The following is a 17564-nucleotide window of genomic DNA, read 5'->3' on the forward strand; positions in this document are numbered from 1 at the left end:
CCTTTTTTCAGGAAAAAATAATAACAATGAAGAAAGTAGTCTTAATCACAGGCGCAAGTCGGGGGATCGGTGCCGCAACGGCTAACTTGCTGGCAGAGCAGGGCTATCTGGTCGCAGTTAACTATAAATCGAATCGTGCGGCAGCCGAGCAGGTGGTTGCTCAGATCCGCGCTCAAGGTGGCATAGCACACCACTTTGCTGCTGATATTAGCGAAGAAGCACAGGTGGTTAAGTTGTGCGACGACATCAAAACACAGCTTGGGCCGATTTCACATCTGGTCAATAATGCCGGAGTACTGGACACCCAAATGCGCGTGGAGGATATGACCGCAGAGCGTATCAATCAGATGTTGTGTACTAACGTGACACCGTATTTTATCTGTGCCAGAGAAGTGCTTAAACAGATCCGTGCCCATCACCAGATGGACAGGTGCGCCATAGTGAATGTCTCATCGGCAGCTTCTTATTTGGGTGGTGCCAATGAATACGTTGATTATGCCGCGGCAAAAGGCGCCATTGATAGCTTTACACGAGGTTTGTCTCTGGAGCTGGCAGCAGAAGGGATCCGGGTTAATTGCGTTCGCCCGGGTTGCATCTACACCGATATTCATGCCGATGGCGGTGAGCCCGGCAGAGTCGACAGGCTCGCTTCTCTTCTGCCACTGCAAAGAGGCGGCAAGCCAGAAGAGGTGGCCAGCGCCATCGCCTGGTTGCTCAGTGAACAGGCAAGCTATGCCACCGGCACTTTTATAGATTTAGCTGGTGGGAAGTAGGACGACTCATCAACCTGAGAGGGAGCGCACAAGCTCCCTCTATTGCATTGCAACCTTTTTATTTTACGTAGTAGTACAACGTATTTTGTTCTGCGCCACTGTAAGTTCCATGGCTATAAGGCCATACATCGAACTTAACGCTGTGTTGGTACAACGACGCACCAGCGCGCAGGTAGCCATCGCCTCGACTGGTAGATTTTATACTCAAAGCAATAAATGAGTAATCTAATCCTGACATGCTGCACCCAGTATTTTCGTTATGCCATAAAACGGCAATATCGTAAGGTACTTGAGGCTCTGTTAAGTCATTATTTTGTTTTACAGAAATACAGTTAGCGTTTACGAGTTTGCTTTTGCTTATTTGTGAAACCTTGCTGTGCTCATCAACAAACATCATACCCGTTGTCATGTTGTTGCGAATGGCCTGCCATTGATCATTTGCAAGTACACCGACCGTGTCTAAGGTAACAGGAGAGGTATGTACGATACTTTCAAGTCCATCGGTATGATGCGCAACTAACGCCCAGCCACCGCCATTTTGTGTCATTTCACAGTATGCACTAAACGGTGCAATGCCATTGTCGCCATCAGGGTCAATGTCGTAGAAACCAGAGCTGGCAGTTGGGTTTTGCTGCTTAATGGTGGCACAGGTAATGCCATTTGCCGGGTTTGGCTCTTCAGTAGGTACTTCAGGAGTGCCATTGCCAACAAAACCGCCATAGTATTCTAATTCTGAAATCACACGATAGTTATGTCCGTGCGTAGAATGGATCTTCAGCCTGACGTATTTACCGATCGCTGGCTGTGTAAGTTCTACGGTTTGATCATAACTTCTGGTTAAGGTAAATGACTCATGATCAATAAAGTTGGTATTATCATCAGAAACTTGTAACGTGATATCTTTTACACCCATACCAAGGTCAGCGGCACTGTTATGCACCATAATTCTAAATGACGTAATATAAGCTTGTTTCTCAAAGGCGACCTGAAGCCAGTGTTCCTGAACCACAGTACTTAGCCATATGCCTCGTTTAATCTTTCCTTTAATGGCGTCATTATTTACCAGTGTTGAATTGTTATAGCCGTCGAATGCACCAGAGGCACTGTCCGCATAGTAGCTTTGGCTAGTCGTGTAAGATGATTCGGTTAAGCCATTTGAACCAATTAAAGCGATGTTCCCGTATTGGCCTGTTTTTTCACCGGGTTCAATCGTGAATGTGCTGGAGGTTTCCAAGCGAAGCGACATGGTATCTGTGCCGTAGTGGGTGATGTCTTGCGCAAACAGTTGGTTTTTCAAATTTAGAATATTCACCACTTCCAATACATGGTTTGTCTCGGAGTCTTTTGATTGTTCTTCTTGTATAAAAAGCTTGCCGTTTAGGGTTTGAAAACCGGTTTGATTGGTTGCTTGATGCGTTAGGTTATAAGCCAGGTTTTCGTTCGTAAAACCATTATTAGTTTCTTTGTAGATAGCAAGATAACCAATGGTTTCTTCTGCATGTGTGCTGCCAAGCTCCTGCACTTCTAAGTCTGCACCTAGAGTCAGTTTCGAAACGCTAGAAGCACGCAATGTATAGGCATCACTGCGGTTTTGAGTTTGGCCACTCAATAGTACACTTGGTGCATGCGCAAAGCTTTCTTTAAAAAATAGCTGAGTATTGCCACTTTTAAGGTTAAATTTTCCGGCTTCCCATATGCTGCCATCTTCAAGCTGGTGGCGGCCATTTTCAACAACTAAAAACGATACTCGTTCTTCTTCATGCATACCATCAAGGTATGGCCACTCTTTAAATTGCACATCAAAACTTGTCGAGGTGACATTCGAAATGGAAATAACGCCCGGCTCACTGTCCTTGAGTGTTGGCACCGATGAAATAATAACGGGATCAGTGTAACCGTTAAATGTAATGGTTTGTTTTTCACTGCTAACTGCAACATCTTCAATTAATGTAAATGCGTGCGCTCTGTTTACTATGATAGTAAAGAGTATTGCAACTACTCCAAGTATTGCCCTCATGCAGGCTCCTTTTTTATAAATAAAATTTAAATTAAATCAGTGAGTTAATTGAAAGTCAACAATCTTTTAATTTTACTCTCCGCAAGCGCTCTGGTTGCAATGGGTTTATTTTGACAATCATCAATCGCTTGGTATCGGTTAAGCTTGACCGTGGCATAATCAAATATCATCAATTTATTGAGCTGGTCCAAGGATAGACGGCGTATTATCTACGTCATTTTGAAATAACGGCTAGAAGGCCTGAGTTAGAAGGTTAATTTAGATGGGTACCACACTAAATTCCATGTATATTAAGTGCTATCCCACCAAGCCTCTTAGCTAGACACTACTTGGACGTTTATATATTTCTATGAAAAATGGTTATGTAATGTTGGAAAAAAGCGCCTTTCTTTTGATAGCAATGATTGCATTTCAGAGCTTTTCTTGTCAGGACGAATTAGATACATTGGCACATATTCGCTTTCATTATGTTAGCGAGGATACGTTCCCTTATCAGCAGCTTGGGGTCGAAACGGTCAGAGCCAAGCTGTTTGGTCAAGAAATCTTAATGGCGAAGGGGAAGCTTGAGAAATCTGAAGATATTTGGGTTGCTGAAGAGGTCTATCAGTTAAATACCTATGCACATCCGAAGTATGAGCTGAGTTATTATGTGAGCCCGGCCTCTTTGTCCAGTAAAGAGAAGGGGAGCTTTGAAGTTTTACTGGCAAGCATATCAGAAATCTATAAGTTGCCCTTTTGCAGTGATGAGTTTAGCAATAAGCGGATGGAGATCGTCTCCTTGATTGGCAAGCCTGAGCCGCCGAATATACTGAATGTGTATATAGATAAACATAATAAGCATATCCTATCGGTTAATGAAGACTCTTGGCTGAGCATTTATCCATCTATTATTCAGGAGCGACTGGTCATCGGTTCAGGAAGCCCGCCTGAGGACTAGGCACACGAGCATCGGTATTCACTGCTTATTTAGTTTACTGAGTTAATCTAAAAATGTCCGGCTAGTTGGCGCATTTTTTATAACAGAATGACTCGATGAAAGACATTGAGGTCATACACTCTAAATTGGCTAGTTCTATTTGGTATAGCTCTGTAAATACAATTGGGCTCGCAACTCCCTCATAAACAGCAGCATAATAAATTTCACCAGTGTTTAATTGTTGTCTATCGCCGATACGAAATGAACATTATTAATATATTTGGAGGTTATATGAAAAAAATCTTTGGAGCAGTGCTCATTCTGAGCTTATCTGGGTGTGCTAGCACGCACGTTCAAAAAGGAGTTGATGTCACGAAAGAAAGCAGTTTCGCGGTGATAAAAACAGAAACAGAAAAGGAACACACGTTGTTAACAGGGCTCGATCAGCGTGTTGTAATAAAGTCTCTTAATGGAAAAATGTTAGCGGTTCCAGGGAATATTTACCCTGCTCCAGATGTTTTAAACGTTACTAAGGGTGTCCACAAAATAGAAGTCCAATATCGCTACCAGAACACATACGCAAACGGCTGTGTTTGGGTTGATGCTAAAGCAGGCAGTAGTTACCTGATCAGAAGAAAGCTTGTAGACTATGCAGTGACATTCTGGGTTGAAAATACAGAGACCAATGAAGTGGTAGGCGGTATTTGTGGCACTGAGCCTGACTAATTCAACTGTCGCAATAAGTGAAGCCTGAAAAAGTCTTTAAACAGTTATCGGACAGGAGCTAAAACAACCTTATTAGGTTTGACTGGCGGATTGATAAAAGGGGCTATTGGCAGCATTACTGCAGGGTTTGCAAGCGCAAAAGGCGTTTTTGTTGATACACAGGTCAGTTATGCCCTTCAAGTTGGAGATACCATCATTCAAGAGATAAGTGCTGATTTTGTAACAGGCTATGATGCTGATAGCGGCCTGGGTAACGTGACAATGACACAAACTATAATCAATAGTGGTGGGATTATTCAGAGTCGTTCTCAGAGTCAAGTGGAGCATTGGTAAAAGTGCATGAAATTTTATTTTTTCTCAAGAGTTTATTCGACAGTCGGTTTTTCCTCACCGGTTTTTATGGGCTGATAACATACTTGGTTTGCTACTTCAACTCGGATATGGGGAGTTATGGTTTTATTCCATTGGTGTTTTTAGCTTCATGGGTGGTGTTAGCTTTTATATTTCATTTAGTAAAAAGTGTAGTGGCAAAGAAAAAGAACTGAGGGTTAAGTCGCTTGTTCCATAGTACCTGAGTTTAGCTCTGAGGGCATCGAGATGTTTTATATTAGTGAGGTAGCACCAAAATGTGGAGAAGCAATGCGGTGTTGGTGAGAGGTGTTGTTCTCCTGTTTGGCATGGTAGCATTTCAGGGTCGAATTCGGGTGCAGCGAATGCAGATAATCGTATACGATACTCAGAGCTGAATAGGGAGTAGTGCAATGTCAAAAAATTCGGCCAGACGACTAGCAATATATACCCTTGCAGCTTTAATAATTGGGTATCTCACATCTGTATATTTTGCTTATCAACGTATGCCAGTAGAGCAGAAAATCTATTTGCAACTTGTTGATACAAACAAGTCGGGGTCGGTGACCCCAATACCTATACCCAATTACATAAAACAGTTGTTATGGGAACGTATTGGGGGCAGGAATGAGGTGTTTCAATTTCAAGAAGAAACTGGCAAGGCTTTTTTGTTTGTAATAAGTTTGATGGACGATGCCGAAAAAAATGAGGAGCTGGAGCTTAAAAAAGTTGAAACTCTAAAGTTGGTTAGAGATTTGTTTTGTGCGAATACAAACGTAGAAACTATTGTTAAATACCAAGTGTTTGCAGAAAAAACAGACAATTCTAGCTTGAAAGCATATCTGGACGAATTCAGGTCTGCGAGTGGTTGTGGGGACTGACCTTTTGCACAAAAGGGGCAGGTTAAAGATACGGAAGTTCTTATTTACGAGCTATCAGGTTGGATGGGCCTTCAGTTGGACATATTGCTATAAGCGTCCTGGGTAATGTGACAATGACACAAACTATAATCAATAGTGACGGGATTATTCAAACCCGTTCTCAGCGTAAAATAGAGCACTGGTAAGATGATTAAAATTTTTCGTTTTATTAAGAGTTTAATTGATAATCGGCTTTTTCTATGTGGTTTTTTTGGACTCTTAAGCTACTCCCTTAGCTATTTAAACTCGGATATGGGGGAGTATGGTTGGATTCCATTGATATTTTTGTCTTTGTGGGTGGTTTTAGCTTTTATATTTCATTTAGTAAAAAGTGTAGTGGCAAAGAAAAAGAACTGAGGGTTAAGTCGCTTGTTTCATAGTACCTGAGTTTAGCTCTGAGGGCATCGAGATGTTTTATATTAGTGAGGTAGCATCAAAATGTGGAGAAGCAATGCGGAGTTGGTGAGAGGTGTTGTTCTCCTGTTTGGCATGGTAGCATTTCAGAGCTTTTCTTGTCAGGACGAATTAGATACATTGGCACATATTCGCTTTCATTATGTGAGCGAGGATACGTCTCCTTATCAGCAGCTTGGGGTTGAAACGGTCAGAGCCAAGCTGTTTGGCCAGGAAGTCTTAATGGCGAAGGGGGAGCTTCAGGAATCAGAAGAGCTCTCGATTGCTGAAAAGGTCTATCAATTAAATACCTATTCACATCCGAAATACGAGCTGAGTTATTATGTGAGCCCGGCCGCTTTGTCCAGCAAAGGGAAAAGTAGTTTTGATGTTTTACTGGCAAGCATATCAGAAATCTATAAACTGCCCTTTTGTGGCGATGAGTTTAGCAATAAGTGGATGGAGATCTCTTCCTTGATTGGCAAGCCTGAGCCGCCAAATATACTGAATGTATTCATAGATAAACATAACAAGCATATTTTGTCGGTTAATGAAGACTCTTGGCTGAGTATTTATCAATCTGTAATTCAGGAGAGATTGGTCATTGGTTCAGGAAGCCCGCCTGAGGACTTGGCACACGAGTACAACCTGGGAAGACATATATGGACGCTCCAGCGATGTCAAGCCGAGTAGTCCTGCGGGGTAGCGAGTTTTCGTTATCCCGTTCGTTATGTTACCCGTGTTGCCTTGCCTGATGTCTGGTCCAGCCCGCAATAAATGTGTTGTTCTGACATATATCGGGGCTTGACTGGTTATCCAGCGCCCCTAATGAGTTCCGAGCCTGCACACCCTAAAATTAATACACCCACTCGGTCTGTAACGACCGTGCCTTTGTCGGGTTTTGCGCAGGCAGGGTTGGACCTTTTTTCATCGTACTTTGGCAAACAAATAAGCGGTTGTCAGTGGCTCGCTACACCCACACGGGTTCAATGACCCTTGTCTGCTCCGAGCTCACTGACAACCAAACCCTAGATGCATTGTGTCGCCCCCGATTGTGTATATTGCGGCTGATAAGGCTCATTTTTCTGTAGCAATATCCACATCAACCTGGCCAGCCGGTGGGCAGTCGTCTGATGGTTCATATTATAAGTATTTTATACATAGTATTATTAACAGTGGAGGCCATAACTCTATGATTGATGAAATGGGATTAGACTATTATCGATATATGAGAGGTACGGCACTGAAGCCTGATTTAAACTCTGCTGCGTGGAGGAAATTAAATGACTAAGTTGAGTAAAGGGCTTTTTTTGATGCTTGCGGTCCCGTTGGCTGTGGGTTTTTCATTATGGTTGAAGTATTGGCATGAAGAATCTCGTCACGACACGCTAATAACTGCACTATGCCAATTGATAAATGTAGCTGATGCAATAAAGCAGCGCCCTGACAAGTTGACATTAATAAAGAAGCCTGACTGGCAAACTGAGATATACCCCCAAATTAATCATGAGGAATGCTCAGAAAGGCTCGTACTGCTCAATGGCAAAATGGTTGATGTTCTTGGGAATAGCTATGTTGTATCAAAAGAGAACGGGAAGTTGATTGTTGCGTCTGACTTAAAAGTAGTAAGTGATGATATATTGAGAAGGGAATTTATTGTTAAATTGGATTTTTAGATGATTAAAAATTGATTGAAGTATGTTTTTTGTGCGTGATGGTGTCAAATTTTAAGCAAGCTTTGTGGTAAAAGGGGGCTCCAATTTGACATCATATTCTGTGGTCAATAAACACGTAAGATGTCGTGTGGAAAACCATAAATACGAAAAGGCATTGAGAACATCCACCCTAAATTGGCGTTTGAATGATAGAGCAAACCCTTTAAACTAGTTTGTGCGAAAATTATTCTGTAAATACAATTGGGCTCGCAACTCCCTCATAAACAGCAGCAGAATTAATTTCACCAGTGTTTAATTGTTGTCTATCGCCGATACGAAATGAACATTATTAATATATTTGGAGGTTATATGAAAAAAATCTTTGGAGCAGTGCTCATTCTGGGCTTATCTGGGTGTGCTAGCACGCATGTTCAAAAGGGAGTTGATGTCACGAAAGAAAGCAGTTTCGCGGTGATAAAAACAGAAACAGAAAAGGAACACACGTTGTTAACAGGGCTAGATCAGCGTGTTGTAATAAAGTCTCTTAATGGCGAAATGTTAGCACTTCCAGGCAATATTTACCCTGCTCCAGACGTTTTAAACGTTACCAAGGGTGTCCATACGATAGAAGTCCAATATCGCCATCAGAACACATACGCAAACGGCTGTGTTTGGGTGGATGCTAAAGCAGGCAGTAGTTACCTGATCAGAAGAAAGCTTGTAGACTATGCAGTGACATTCTGGGTTGAAAATACAGAGACCAATGAAGTGGTAGGTGGTATCTGCGGCACTGAGCCTAAATAAGCTTTAAGGGGGAGGGTCCACTTCTCCCCCTTAAAGCCTGAATAAGATATCGATACTATTCGTTTGTATAAAATCGACATTTTTATTGGCTTAGCGATGACGAGTCTCTTGTTAAGGTAATCTGACCAAGTAACTTATAATAATAGCTGGTGGCATACAGGACGCCTTGTTGATCACTGACAAAGTGCGGGATCTCTCCGCTTTTGCTAAAACCAACTGCCTGATAAAACTGCTCTGATTTATCACCACTTTGTGTATCCAACACTAAGAGCTTTATACCCAGCTGACTGGCATAGGCTTCGAGACGTTGCATCAGTGTTTGGGCGATACCCTGACGCTGATAATCGGGATGTACCAGTAACTTTTCGACTTCACCCCGATGCCGGCCATTTTGTTTTTGACAAGGGACCAGTTGTACCGAGGCAACCAACTGCTGATTAGCGTAAGCGCCCAGTAAGAGGCGTTTTTTCTCAGCCAGTTCAATATTCACCTGAGACCAGTAATCGGTCGCGTCAGCGTCACAGAGAGGGTGATAGAATCCCAGTGATGCACCCTGAGCGACACAGGCTTGTAGTTGATACGCAAGTGCTTGCTGCTGCACCATAGTGAGCTGTGCGAGGGGCTCAATTGTGAGTCGCATAGTCATCCTTTTGCATACAAGCCAGTTCTTCACGGATCTGACGAAGCTGAGACTCCAGTTGTTGCTTTTGAAGTAACAGCTGCGAATAGCGAGACTGAGTGCGGGGCTGTTTACCCCGAAGTGCCCTGTAAAGCGTGCGCTGGGATAAGGCAAACTGTGCGGCTGCTTCATGAATGGTCAGCTGCTGGCTTTGCACCATATGCACCGCACGCAGTACACTGGGGTGCGTGGCAGAGAGTTTAGCAGCCATATTAGCTTTCCTCACTGTTAAATTGTTGGTCCCGCAGTGGCCATACACTGCAGTCTATCCGCCAGATCAGACTTAGGGTATCGATAAATGTATAGAGCATATTTTCATTCCTGCCGAGTTCATTGTTATTGAATAAGGAAGAACTGTGCCAAAAATATAATGCTAATATTTTCAGTGGTTTAATAAAAATGAAGGCATAATGAAAGTGATAGTGCACTTTACTAAAGCAAAAAGCTCACAAACATGGTGCAGTATCTGAGAGGGGCTTCAGTGTGTAAAGGTTAGTCGGAAACCTCTTTGCTCAAAGCGTGACTACTTTTATAAATAGTCACGCTCAACCCGGTATCTAACTCTGATTAATCCCTTTTCGAGCATGACCAGCGTGGTCAAAAGCAGCAACAATACCCAAATCCACGTATTGCCATGCTGACTATAAAAGCTATTCCCGCTCATCAGTTTTACGTCCAGTAACATCGTTTCCTCAACAAACTGAGGGAGCGTATGCTGAGTCTGGCTAAGTGGATCGTAAACTCCACTGATCCCATTGTTGGTTACTCTGATCAGAGGACGTTGTAGCTCCAGCGCACGCATGCGAGCTATTTGCATATGCTGATGCGGGCCATGCGAATCACCAAACCAGGCGTCGTTACTCACGGTAAAGAGTATATCCGACTCGCTGGTGTAATTGTTTCTCACCAGTTCGCTGAAGGCAATTTCGTAGCAGATAGCAGGTAAAATATGCAGTCCGTTGGCTATCAGATTCGGTTGCTGCGCTTCGCCTCGCGAGAAGGATGACATAGCCAGGTTGAACAACGGCGCAATCGGTCGCAACCACTTCTCGAACGGGACAAATTCTCCGATCGGCAATAGCTGGTGCTTCTGATAACGGTTAGGATGCAAGTAGCGATAGTGACCCAGCTCATCCTCTGCGTGCTGTTTACCAACCACAATCAAAGTGTTATAGACATTGCGGGTATCAAATTGATAATCCGGAATGCCGGTAATGAGTGCGCTTTGATTAAACGCGGCGGCTTTATCCAGGTTTTGCAAAAAGTCGAAGGCTAAGTCTTCCAGCTCAGGAATGGCGGCTTCCGGCCAGACAACAAGATCGGCCTGCTGCCACAATGGGCGGGTCATATCCTGATACTTAGACATGGTTGGCCAGAACTGCTCAGGCTCCCAGCGCAGGCTTTGTTGAATATTGCCCTGAACCAGCAAGGTTCTGGTGTGCTCACCAGTATATTGCACTGGATTATCAGCCATACGTGCAAACAGGATGAGTGCCAGCACAGGCAGCAGGGCAATCATGGTCAGCTGATAGCGCCTTTGCCAGAGTAGGTAGTAAAGCAGCGCGCCAAGTAACACGCACACCAGGGTCAGGCCAAACTCGCCAATCCAGGGGGCAAGCATGTTAAGCGGTGCGTCGGTCTGGCTATAACCAAAGCTCAGCCACGGAAATCCAGTCAGTAAAGTGCCACGCAGAAATTCAAATATCGCAAACCCACTGAGCAGCAGCGCAATACGTTGCCAGGGTTTATCAGAGAAGCGTGTCGCCAGCGCAAAGGCCAGTGCAGGGTAAATCGCCAGATAGGCACAGAGCAGGCCCATTAATAACAGCGAAGCAGGTAAAGGCAAACCACCGAACTGAGCAATGGAAACATGTACCCAGCTTATTCCGGCTGCAAACCAGCCAAAACCAAATAAAAAGCCATATTTCGCGGCGTGTCGGGTAGTGGGCTGATCTGTGACATAACACCCAACTGCGAGCGCCAAAAAAGTCAGGGGCCAGAGCCCAAACGGGGCATAACTAAAGGTCAGTGAGGCACCGCTAAGCAGTGCCAGCCACGCAAACTTGTCTTTCAGTAAGGTGGTGAATTTATTCGAAAACGTCTTCAACATGTTCAGCTTTTGGCATGGTCACCTGTAACTGCAAAATACGGCGATTGTCCGAGTTGGTAACCTTGAACTGCAAAGGTGCAATATCAATGGTTTCGCCCCGGCTTGGCATATGGCCAAAAGCATGCAAGATAATCCCGCCTATGGTGTCTGCTTCCTGCGTGTCATATTCCGTTTTAAAGAAGTCGTTGAATTCATCCAGTGGGGTCAGAGCCTGAACGTTGAACACGTGTTTCGAAAGCTGGCGAATGGCCTGCTGTTCGTCTTCATTGTCGTGCTCATCTTCGATTTCACCTACGATGGTTTCCAGAATATCTTCGATGGTCACCAGGCCCGAAACACCACCATACTCATCGATGACAATGGCCATATGATAGCGTTTTTGACGAAACTCATTGAGCAGTGCATCAACACGTTTACTTTCTGGCACCACAACGGCAGGTCGCAAGTATTCACGGATGGTTGGCAGTTCACTGTCACGCTGAACAATCAGCGGCAGCAGATCTTTGGCCAGTAAAATGCCTTCGACATGATCTTTGTCCTCGCAAATGACTGGAAAGCGCGAATGGCTGGATTCAACCATTGCGGGTAACTGCGACTCCAGGTCCTGATCAATATCCAGGGTCACCATTTGTGAGCGCGGGATCATGATGTCACGTACTTTGAGTTCAGAAACACTGAGTACGCCTTCCATCATGTCTTTGGTTTCAGGGTCGATCAGGGCTCTTTCCTGCGCGTCGGCAATTACTTCTACCAACTCTTCTTTATTTTGGGGTTCCCCTTGCAGCATCTGAGTGATGCGTCCCAGCCAGGTCTTGCTCGAAGAACCCTGACTACTTTGCGAGTTTTCGTCGCTCATTGCGGTGTGTTACTCCAGTCGGTTAAACGTCATCTCGATATGGGTCAGCAATGCCCAGATCGGCTAAGAATTCTTTTTCAAGACTTTCCATTTCATCGGCGTCCTGTTCATTTATATGGTCAAAGCCCAACAAATGCAAGCACCCGTGTACCACCATGTGGGCAAAATGATCATGGAAAGTTTTTTCCTGTTCTTCGGCCTCACGAAAAACCACCTGAGGACAAATAATTAGGTCGCCAACTAAAGGCAGCTCAATCCCAGGCGGTGCTTCAAAAGGAAAAGACAGCACATTGGTTGGCTTGTCTTTGCCGCGGTACTGACTGTTCAGTTCCTGGCTTTCTGCTTCGTCCGCAATTCGTATGGTGACCTCGGCCTCTTCCTTATACGCAAGGAGTGCTTTTTCGGCCCACAACTGAAATTGTTCAGCAGAGGGCAGGTTGGCGAAGTCACTGGCAACCTGTAGATCTACCTCAAGCGACATTATGAGCGCTCCTCGTCGTTGGAGTTTGGCAGTGTATCAGCCGGCGCGGTATTGGCCTGTGCCTGTAATCTTGCCTGCTGTTTGTTAAACTTTTCCTTTCGCTCGGCTTCTTCTTTTTTCTCGTAGGCTTCAACAATGCGCGCCACTACCGGGTGACGTACCACATCATGAGACTTGAAGAAGTTAAACGAAATCTCGTCTACCTCACCCAATACATCAATAGCATGGCGCAAACCAGAACGTGCACCGCGTGGTAAATCCACCTGAGTGATGTCACCAGTGATCACCGCTTTGGAATTAAAGCCAATTCGGGTCAGGAACATTTTCATCTGCTCTGTGGTGGTGTTCTGGCTTTCATCCAGAATAATAAAGGCGTCGTTCAGTGTACGGCCACGCATGTAGGCCAGTGGTGCAACCTCTATCACGTTCTTTTCGATCAAACGCTCGACCTTTTCAAAGCCCAGCATTTCGAACAGGGCATCGTACAGCGGGCGCAAATATGGGTCTATCTTTTGCGTCAGGTCACCGGGCAAGAAACCGAGCTTTTCGCCGGCTTCAACGGCCGGACGAGTCAGCAGAATACGACGAATTTCCTGACGCTCAAGGGCATCTACCGCCGCGGCTACCGCCAGGTAGGTTTTACCTGTGCCCGCAGGGCCAATACCAAAGCAGATGTCATGGGTCAGAATATTGGCCACATACTGGCTCTGGTTGGGGTTACGAGGCTTAACCACACCACGACGTGTTTTGATAAACACTTCTTTTTCCCACACATCCGGGGCTTCCTGCTCCAGGCAGTTCGCTTCGGTGATAGCCAGGTGAACCTGATCCGGTTCGATATCCGCAAATTTACCGCGCACAGGCTGGGTTTCGACATACAGAGATTTCAAGATGTCGACGGCGGCTTTTGCCACAACTGGCTGGCCGGTCACTTTAAACCAGTTATCTCTGTGGGTAATCTCTATGCCCAGACGACGTTCGATTTGCTTCAGGTTGTCATCAAAAGGCCCGCATAAAGAAGATAAGCGGTGATTGTCGGAGGGTTCCAGATAAAATTCGATATTCTTGACTTGGTTACTCAAAACAACTTCCTAATAACAAGACGCCAGCATCAGCTGGCGTCGAAATTCCAAGACTAAGGCGTAAAGGTCGCTACACCCAGTTCGTTGGCTTCTGGTTCTGCCGGGGCACGATTTAAGATATCCGATGGTGCAACATCACGACGTAAGTCCATCTCAGCTTCGGTCCTTAACAGCTCACCACGTAGCGAGTTTGGCAGCGCCTCTGTGATACGTACGTCAACAAACTGACCGATCACTGAATGAGGGCCTTCAAAGTTCACCACTCGGTTGTTCTCGGTACGGCCACGCAATTCCATCGGGTTCTTTTTCGACGGACCTTCGACCAGAATACGCTGCTCAGTGCCATGCATTTTGCGGCTGATATCCTGTGCCATTTGATTAATGCGGTTTTGTAGCAAGTACAAACGCTCTTTCTTTTCCTGCTCGGTAACATCGTCAGGCAAGTCAGACGCTGGTGTGCCCGGACGCGCTGAATAGATAAAGCTGAAGCTCATATCAAAGCCAATGTCGTTGATCAGATTCATGGTCGCTTCGAAGTCAGCTTTGCTTTCGCCCGGGAAGCCAATGATAAAGTCAGAACTCATGCTCAGGTTCGGACGGATCTTGCGCAGTTTACGGATAGTCGACTTGTACTCAAGTGCCGTATGGCCACGCTTCATCAGGTTCAGAATGCGGTCTGAGCCACTTTGAACCGGTAAGTGCAGGTGATCAACCAGCTCAGGTACATCTGCGTATGCGTCGATGATGTCCGGTGTAAACTCAACCGGGTGCGAGGTGGTGTAACGAATGCGGTCGATACCATCAATGGCCGCCACAAAGCGCAGCAGATCAGAGAAATAGCAAATTTCGCCATCGTGCATTTCGCCGCGATAGGCGTTTACGTTCTGACCCAGCAGGTTTACTTCACGCACACCTTGCTCTGCCAGCTGAGCAACTTCAAGTAAAACATCATCAAGGGGGCGGCTTACTTCTTCACCACGAGTATAAGGTACAACGCAGAAAGTACAGTATTTAGAGCAGCCTTCCATAATAGAGACAAAGGCACTTGGACCTTCCGCTTTTGGCTCTGGCAGGCGGTCAAACTTTTCGATTTCCGGGAATGAAATATCGACCACAGAGCCTTGCTTGCTCTGTACTTGCTTGATCATCTCTGGCAGACGGTGCAAAGTTTGCGGGCCAAATACGATATCAACAAAAGGCGCGCGTTGACGAATGGTGTCGCCTTCCTGAGATGCCACACAGCCACCGACGCCAATCACCAGATCCGGGTTGTCGTCTTTAAGTAGCTTCCAGCGACCCAGTTGGTGGAATACTTTTTCCTGTGCTTTTTCACGAATTGAACAGGTATTGAGTAGGATCACATCCGCTTGCTCAGCTTCTTCTGTTAGCTGATAGCCGTTGGTGGAGTCAAGCAGATCCGCCATTTTCTGGGAGTCATACTCATTCATCTGACAGCCCCAGGTTTTGATATGCAACTTTTTACTCATTGAAATAATGCCTCGTTTTCAACTCGGTGAATAGCACGGTGTGCGACGCTAAAACAACTAATATCACTAAGCCGACCCGCTCATCACCTGTGCCAGTACAGAGCATAACCTGTATCTTTGCCAGGATCTTGCGTGAAATTAGTTTAAAGGACGCGTATTTTATATGACCTAATGACACTAGCCAAGTATAGTTTTTAACTTTAGAAACCAAGATCAAGGCATCTTGTATTTGCTCGGCTACACTATGCAGGGCTGTGAACCTTTCAGAGCGAAATGGGTTACAATAGCAGGATATGACTTAGCAAGCAGAACTAAGGAAAAAGGGTATGAAAAACAAAGTGCTGATAGTAGGTGGTGGCATGGTTGGCGCAGCAGCCGCCGTCAAGCTCGCACAGCAAGGCCTGACAGTCACTGTGCTCGAAACGCACCCATTGGATGCCATGCAGGCTCTAACGGACGAGACCATAGATATTCGAGTCTCAGCCATTAATCGCTTTTCAGAAGCTTTGCTGGATGAACTCCAGGCAATGCCGTTGCTGCGCAATGCCAGACTGGCACCGTATCAGCAGCTCGAGGCATATGAGCAGGAAAATAACAGCCTGCTATTTGATTGCGAGGAGCTGGCCGCAACGCATTTAGGCCACATTGTTGAAAACCGTCTTATCCAGGCCAGTTTATGGGCACAGTTCGAACGCCTTGGTATTCAGGTCGAACAGGTTTCTGGTACGCCGCAGGCAATCAAGCAAAATACTGATTCGGTTGAGTTGATTTACCCGGAGCAAAGTTATCAGGCCGATTTACTCTTGGCTGCTGACGGCGGACGCTCGGTGGTACGCAAACTGGCTGGCATTGGGGTGACCGGTTGGCAATATCAGCAGCATTGTATGGGTGTGCTGATCAAACTGGATGCGCCGCAGCAGGTAAAAACCTGGCAGCAGTTTAAGCCGTCCGGGCCGATTGCCTTTTTGCCCATGCAATATCCGTATGCCAATCTGATCTGGTATCACCATGGCAATGAGCTGGCGCAGATGAAGACGTTATCGAATGCACAGTTAAAGCAGGAGATACAAAATCACTTCTTCGATTTACCCGGTGAGTTCGAGGTGTTACAAAGCGCGGTATTTCCGCTGGCCAGACAACATGCCAATCAATACCATCAGGGGCGTGTCGTCCTGATTGGCGACTCAGCACATACCATTAACCCGCTGGCAGGGCAGGGCGTTAATTTAGGGTTCAAAGATGTGGCTGCGCTGGCAAACGCACTTGAAGGCGCTGAGGACATTGGTAACGCCGCCTTGCTGCGTCGCTATGAGCAGAGCCGTCGTAACGATAATCTGATGATGATGAGCATGATGGACGCCTGCTACTTTGGCTTCTCTAACGAAATTGCACCTTTAAGGCATTTACGCAATCTGGTGTTAAAAGTGGCTAATCATGCTGGTCCAATTAAACGTGAAGTATTGAAACATGCAATGGGTGGCGTCGTTTAGACGTCATTCATGACAGGAATAACAGATAGAAAAGTAGTGAAGCAACATTAACTGAAAATTACGAAGACGATGGAAAAATAATTAAGATATGTCGGAAGAGTAATAAGAGAGTTGAAATTGTCTTTGAACTAAATGGTGCGGAAGGAGAGACTTGAACTCTCACAACCGAAGTTACAGAAACCTGAATCCTGCGCGTCTACCAATTCCGCCACTTCCGCATCGTATATTTAGTTTATCAATGAAAAATTAGTCTGCTTTAGTTTGTAAAAAAAGCTAAAAATTTTGCATTGTAATTATATTTAAGAAAGAAGATATCAAGAAAAGAGAGTTAAATGGTGCGGAAAGAGAGACTTGAACTCTCACAACCGAAGTTACAGAAACCTGAATCCTGCGCGTCTACCAATTCCGCCACTTCCGCATCAAATTGTATCTCTTAAAGAAGAGATGGCTGGAGTACCAGGATTTGAACCTGGGAATGGCGGGATCAAAACCCGCTGCCTTACCGCTTGGCGATACTCCAGCAATAATTCAAATCTAAATACTTTCTCAAGATTTGAAACTGGGGGATGGATGAGTGAGGGATCAAAACCTCTCTCTTCTGTCCTTACCGCTTGGCGATACTCCAGCAATAATTCAAATCTTGAATCCAGATAAATCTAAGAGATAATATCCTTCTTCTTAACGCTTGATACTACAGAAATAAAAAGCGTAATCAAGAGTTTTAGTTCTAACTTGAAGAACATGGTGCGGAAGGAGAGACTTGAACTCTCACATCCGAAGATACTGGAACCTAAATCCAGCGCGTCTACCAATTCCGCCACTTCCGC

The 17564-nt window shown here is 45.3% G+C and carries 17 protein-coding genes and 4 tRNA genes; 9 read left to right on the top strand and 12 right to left on the bottom strand.

Features of this window, described 5'->3' with window-relative positions:
• Positions 1-26: 26 nt before the first annotated feature.
• Complete coding sequence (locus ACXAH1_RS18100) at positions 27-773, top strand: SDR family oxidoreductase (protein ID WP_475198590.1); 747 nt, start codon at positions 27-29, stop codon at positions 771-773.
• Between the two features lie 58 nt (positions 774-831).
• On the opposite strand, the gene ACXAH1_RS18105 is transcribed toward ACXAH1_RS18100, so the two are convergent.
• Entirely contained in the window at positions 832-2790 is a 1959-nt protein-coding gene (locus ACXAH1_RS18105; RefSeq protein ID WP_475198591.1) for a fibrinogen-like YCDxxxxGGGW domain-containing protein, read from the bottom strand.
• Between the two features lie 367 nt (positions 2791-3157).
• On the opposite strand from ACXAH1_RS18105, the gene ACXAH1_RS18110 reads away from it, so the two are divergent.
• The 7 genes from ACXAH1_RS18110 (at position 3158) to ACXAH1_RS18140 (ending at position 8552) form a co-directional block, all read left to right on the top strand.
• Positions 3158-3727 (top strand): hypothetical protein, encoded by a 570-nt coding sequence (locus tag ACXAH1_RS18110; protein WP_475198592.1) that lies wholly within the window; start codon positions 3158-3160, stop codon positions 3725-3727.
• Positions 3728-3997: 270 nt separating this feature from the next.
• On the top strand, positions 3998-4432 hold the full coding sequence (locus tag ACXAH1_RS18115) for a hypothetical protein (protein ID WP_475198594.1): 435 nt from the start codon (positions 3998-4000) through the stop codon (positions 4430-4432).
• A gap of 78 nt (positions 4433-4510) precedes the next feature.
• Positions 4511-4765 carry a hypothetical protein gene (locus ACXAH1_RS18120; RefSeq protein WP_475198595.1) on the top strand — a complete coding sequence of 85 codons (255 nt, stop codon included), beginning with the start codon at positions 4511-4513 and terminating at the stop codon, positions 4763-4765.
• Positions 4766-5193: 428 nt separating this feature from the next.
• Entirely contained in the window at positions 5194-5661 is a 468-nt protein-coding gene (locus ACXAH1_RS18125; protein WP_475198597.1) for a hypothetical protein, read from the top strand.
• 477 nt (positions 5662-6138) lie between these two features.
• Entirely contained in the window at positions 6139-6786 is a 648-nt protein-coding gene (locus ACXAH1_RS18130) for a hypothetical protein (protein ID WP_475198598.1), read from the top strand.
• A 590-nt stretch (positions 6787-7376) separates the two neighbouring features.
• Entirely contained in the window at positions 7377-7769 is a 393-nt protein-coding gene (locus ACXAH1_RS18135) for a hypothetical protein (protein ID WP_475198599.1), read from the top strand.
• Positions 7770-8117: 348 nt separating this feature from the next.
• A complete protein-coding gene (locus tag ACXAH1_RS18140) occupies positions 8118-8552 on the top strand; it encodes a hypothetical protein (RefSeq protein ID WP_475198600.1) in 435 nt (144 codons plus the stop codon).
• A gap of 82 nt (positions 8553-8634) precedes the next feature.
• Here ACXAH1_RS18140 and ACXAH1_RS18145 read toward each other — a convergent pair whose 3' ends face one another.
• From ACXAH1_RS18145 to miaB, 7 genes are all read right to left on the bottom strand, one after another.
• Positions 8635-9192 carry a GNAT family N-acetyltransferase gene (locus ACXAH1_RS18145; protein ID WP_475198602.1) on the bottom strand — a complete coding sequence of 186 codons (558 nt, stop codon included), beginning with the start codon at positions 9190-9192 and terminating at the stop codon, positions 8635-8637.
• The gene (locus ACXAH1_RS18150) at positions 9176-9442 is read right to left on the bottom strand and encodes a helix-turn-helix domain-containing protein (protein WP_475198606.1); all 267 of its coding nucleotides are present in this window, start codon (positions 9440-9442) and stop codon (positions 9176-9178) included. The genes ACXAH1_RS18145 and ACXAH1_RS18150 overlap by 17 nt, the downstream gene beginning before the upstream one ends.
• Before the next feature lie 318 nt (positions 9443-9760).
• Positions 9761-11341 carry an apolipoprotein N-acyltransferase gene (gene lnt, locus ACXAH1_RS18155; RefSeq protein WP_475198608.1) on the bottom strand — a complete coding sequence of 527 codons (1581 nt, stop codon included), beginning with the start codon at positions 11339-11341 and terminating at the stop codon, positions 9761-9763.
• The gene (gene corC / locus ACXAH1_RS18160; protein WP_054017264.1) at positions 11319-12197 is read right to left on the bottom strand and encodes a CNNM family magnesium/cobalt transport protein CorC; all 879 of its coding nucleotides are present in this window, start codon (positions 12195-12197) and stop codon (positions 11319-11321) included. The genes lnt and corC overlap by 23 nt, the downstream gene beginning before the upstream one ends.
• 22 nt (positions 12198-12219) lie before the next feature.
• Positions 12220-12678, bottom strand: coding sequence for an rRNA maturation RNase YbeY (gene ybeY / locus ACXAH1_RS18165; RefSeq protein ID WP_475198610.1), 459 nt, complete (start codon positions 12676-12678; stop codon positions 12220-12222).
• Positions 12678-13760: a PhoH family protein gene (locus ACXAH1_RS18170; protein WP_475198611.1), complete on the bottom strand. Its 1083-nt coding sequence runs from the start codon at positions 13758-13760 to the stop codon at positions 12678-12680. The genes ybeY and ACXAH1_RS18170 overlap by 1 nt, the downstream gene beginning before the upstream one ends.
• Positions 13761-13813: 53 nt before the next feature.
• Positions 13814-15247 (bottom strand): tRNA (N6-isopentenyl adenosine(37)-C2)-methylthiotransferase MiaB, encoded by a 1434-nt coding sequence (gene miaB, locus ACXAH1_RS18175; protein ID WP_054017262.1) that lies wholly within the window; start codon positions 15245-15247, stop codon positions 13814-13816.
• A 326-nt stretch (positions 15248-15573) separates the two neighbouring features.
• On the opposite strand from miaB, the gene ACXAH1_RS18180 reads away from it, so the two are divergent.
• Positions 15574-16737: an FAD-dependent oxidoreductase gene (locus tag ACXAH1_RS18180; protein ID WP_475198613.1), complete on the top strand. Its 1164-nt coding sequence runs from the start codon at positions 15574-15576 to the stop codon at positions 16735-16737.
• A gap of 133 nt (positions 16738-16870) precedes the next feature.
• On the opposite strand, the gene ACXAH1_RS18185 is transcribed toward ACXAH1_RS18180, so the two are convergent.
• The 4 genes from ACXAH1_RS18185 to ACXAH1_RS18200 form a co-directional block, all read right to left on the bottom strand.
• A tRNA-Leu gene (locus ACXAH1_RS18185) sits at positions 16871-16955 on the bottom strand.
• Between the two features lie 115 nt (positions 16956-17070).
• Positions 17071-17155 (bottom strand) — tRNA-Leu (locus tag ACXAH1_RS18190).
• 27 nt (positions 17156-17182) lie between these two features.
• Positions 17183-17257, bottom strand: a tRNA-Gln gene (locus ACXAH1_RS18195).
• A gap of 222 nt (positions 17258-17479) precedes the next feature.
• Positions 17480-17564: transfer RNA gene (locus tag ACXAH1_RS18200), tRNA-Leu, on the bottom strand.

This window comes from Pseudoalteromonas sp. AWH4_217 (assembly GCF_056161105.1).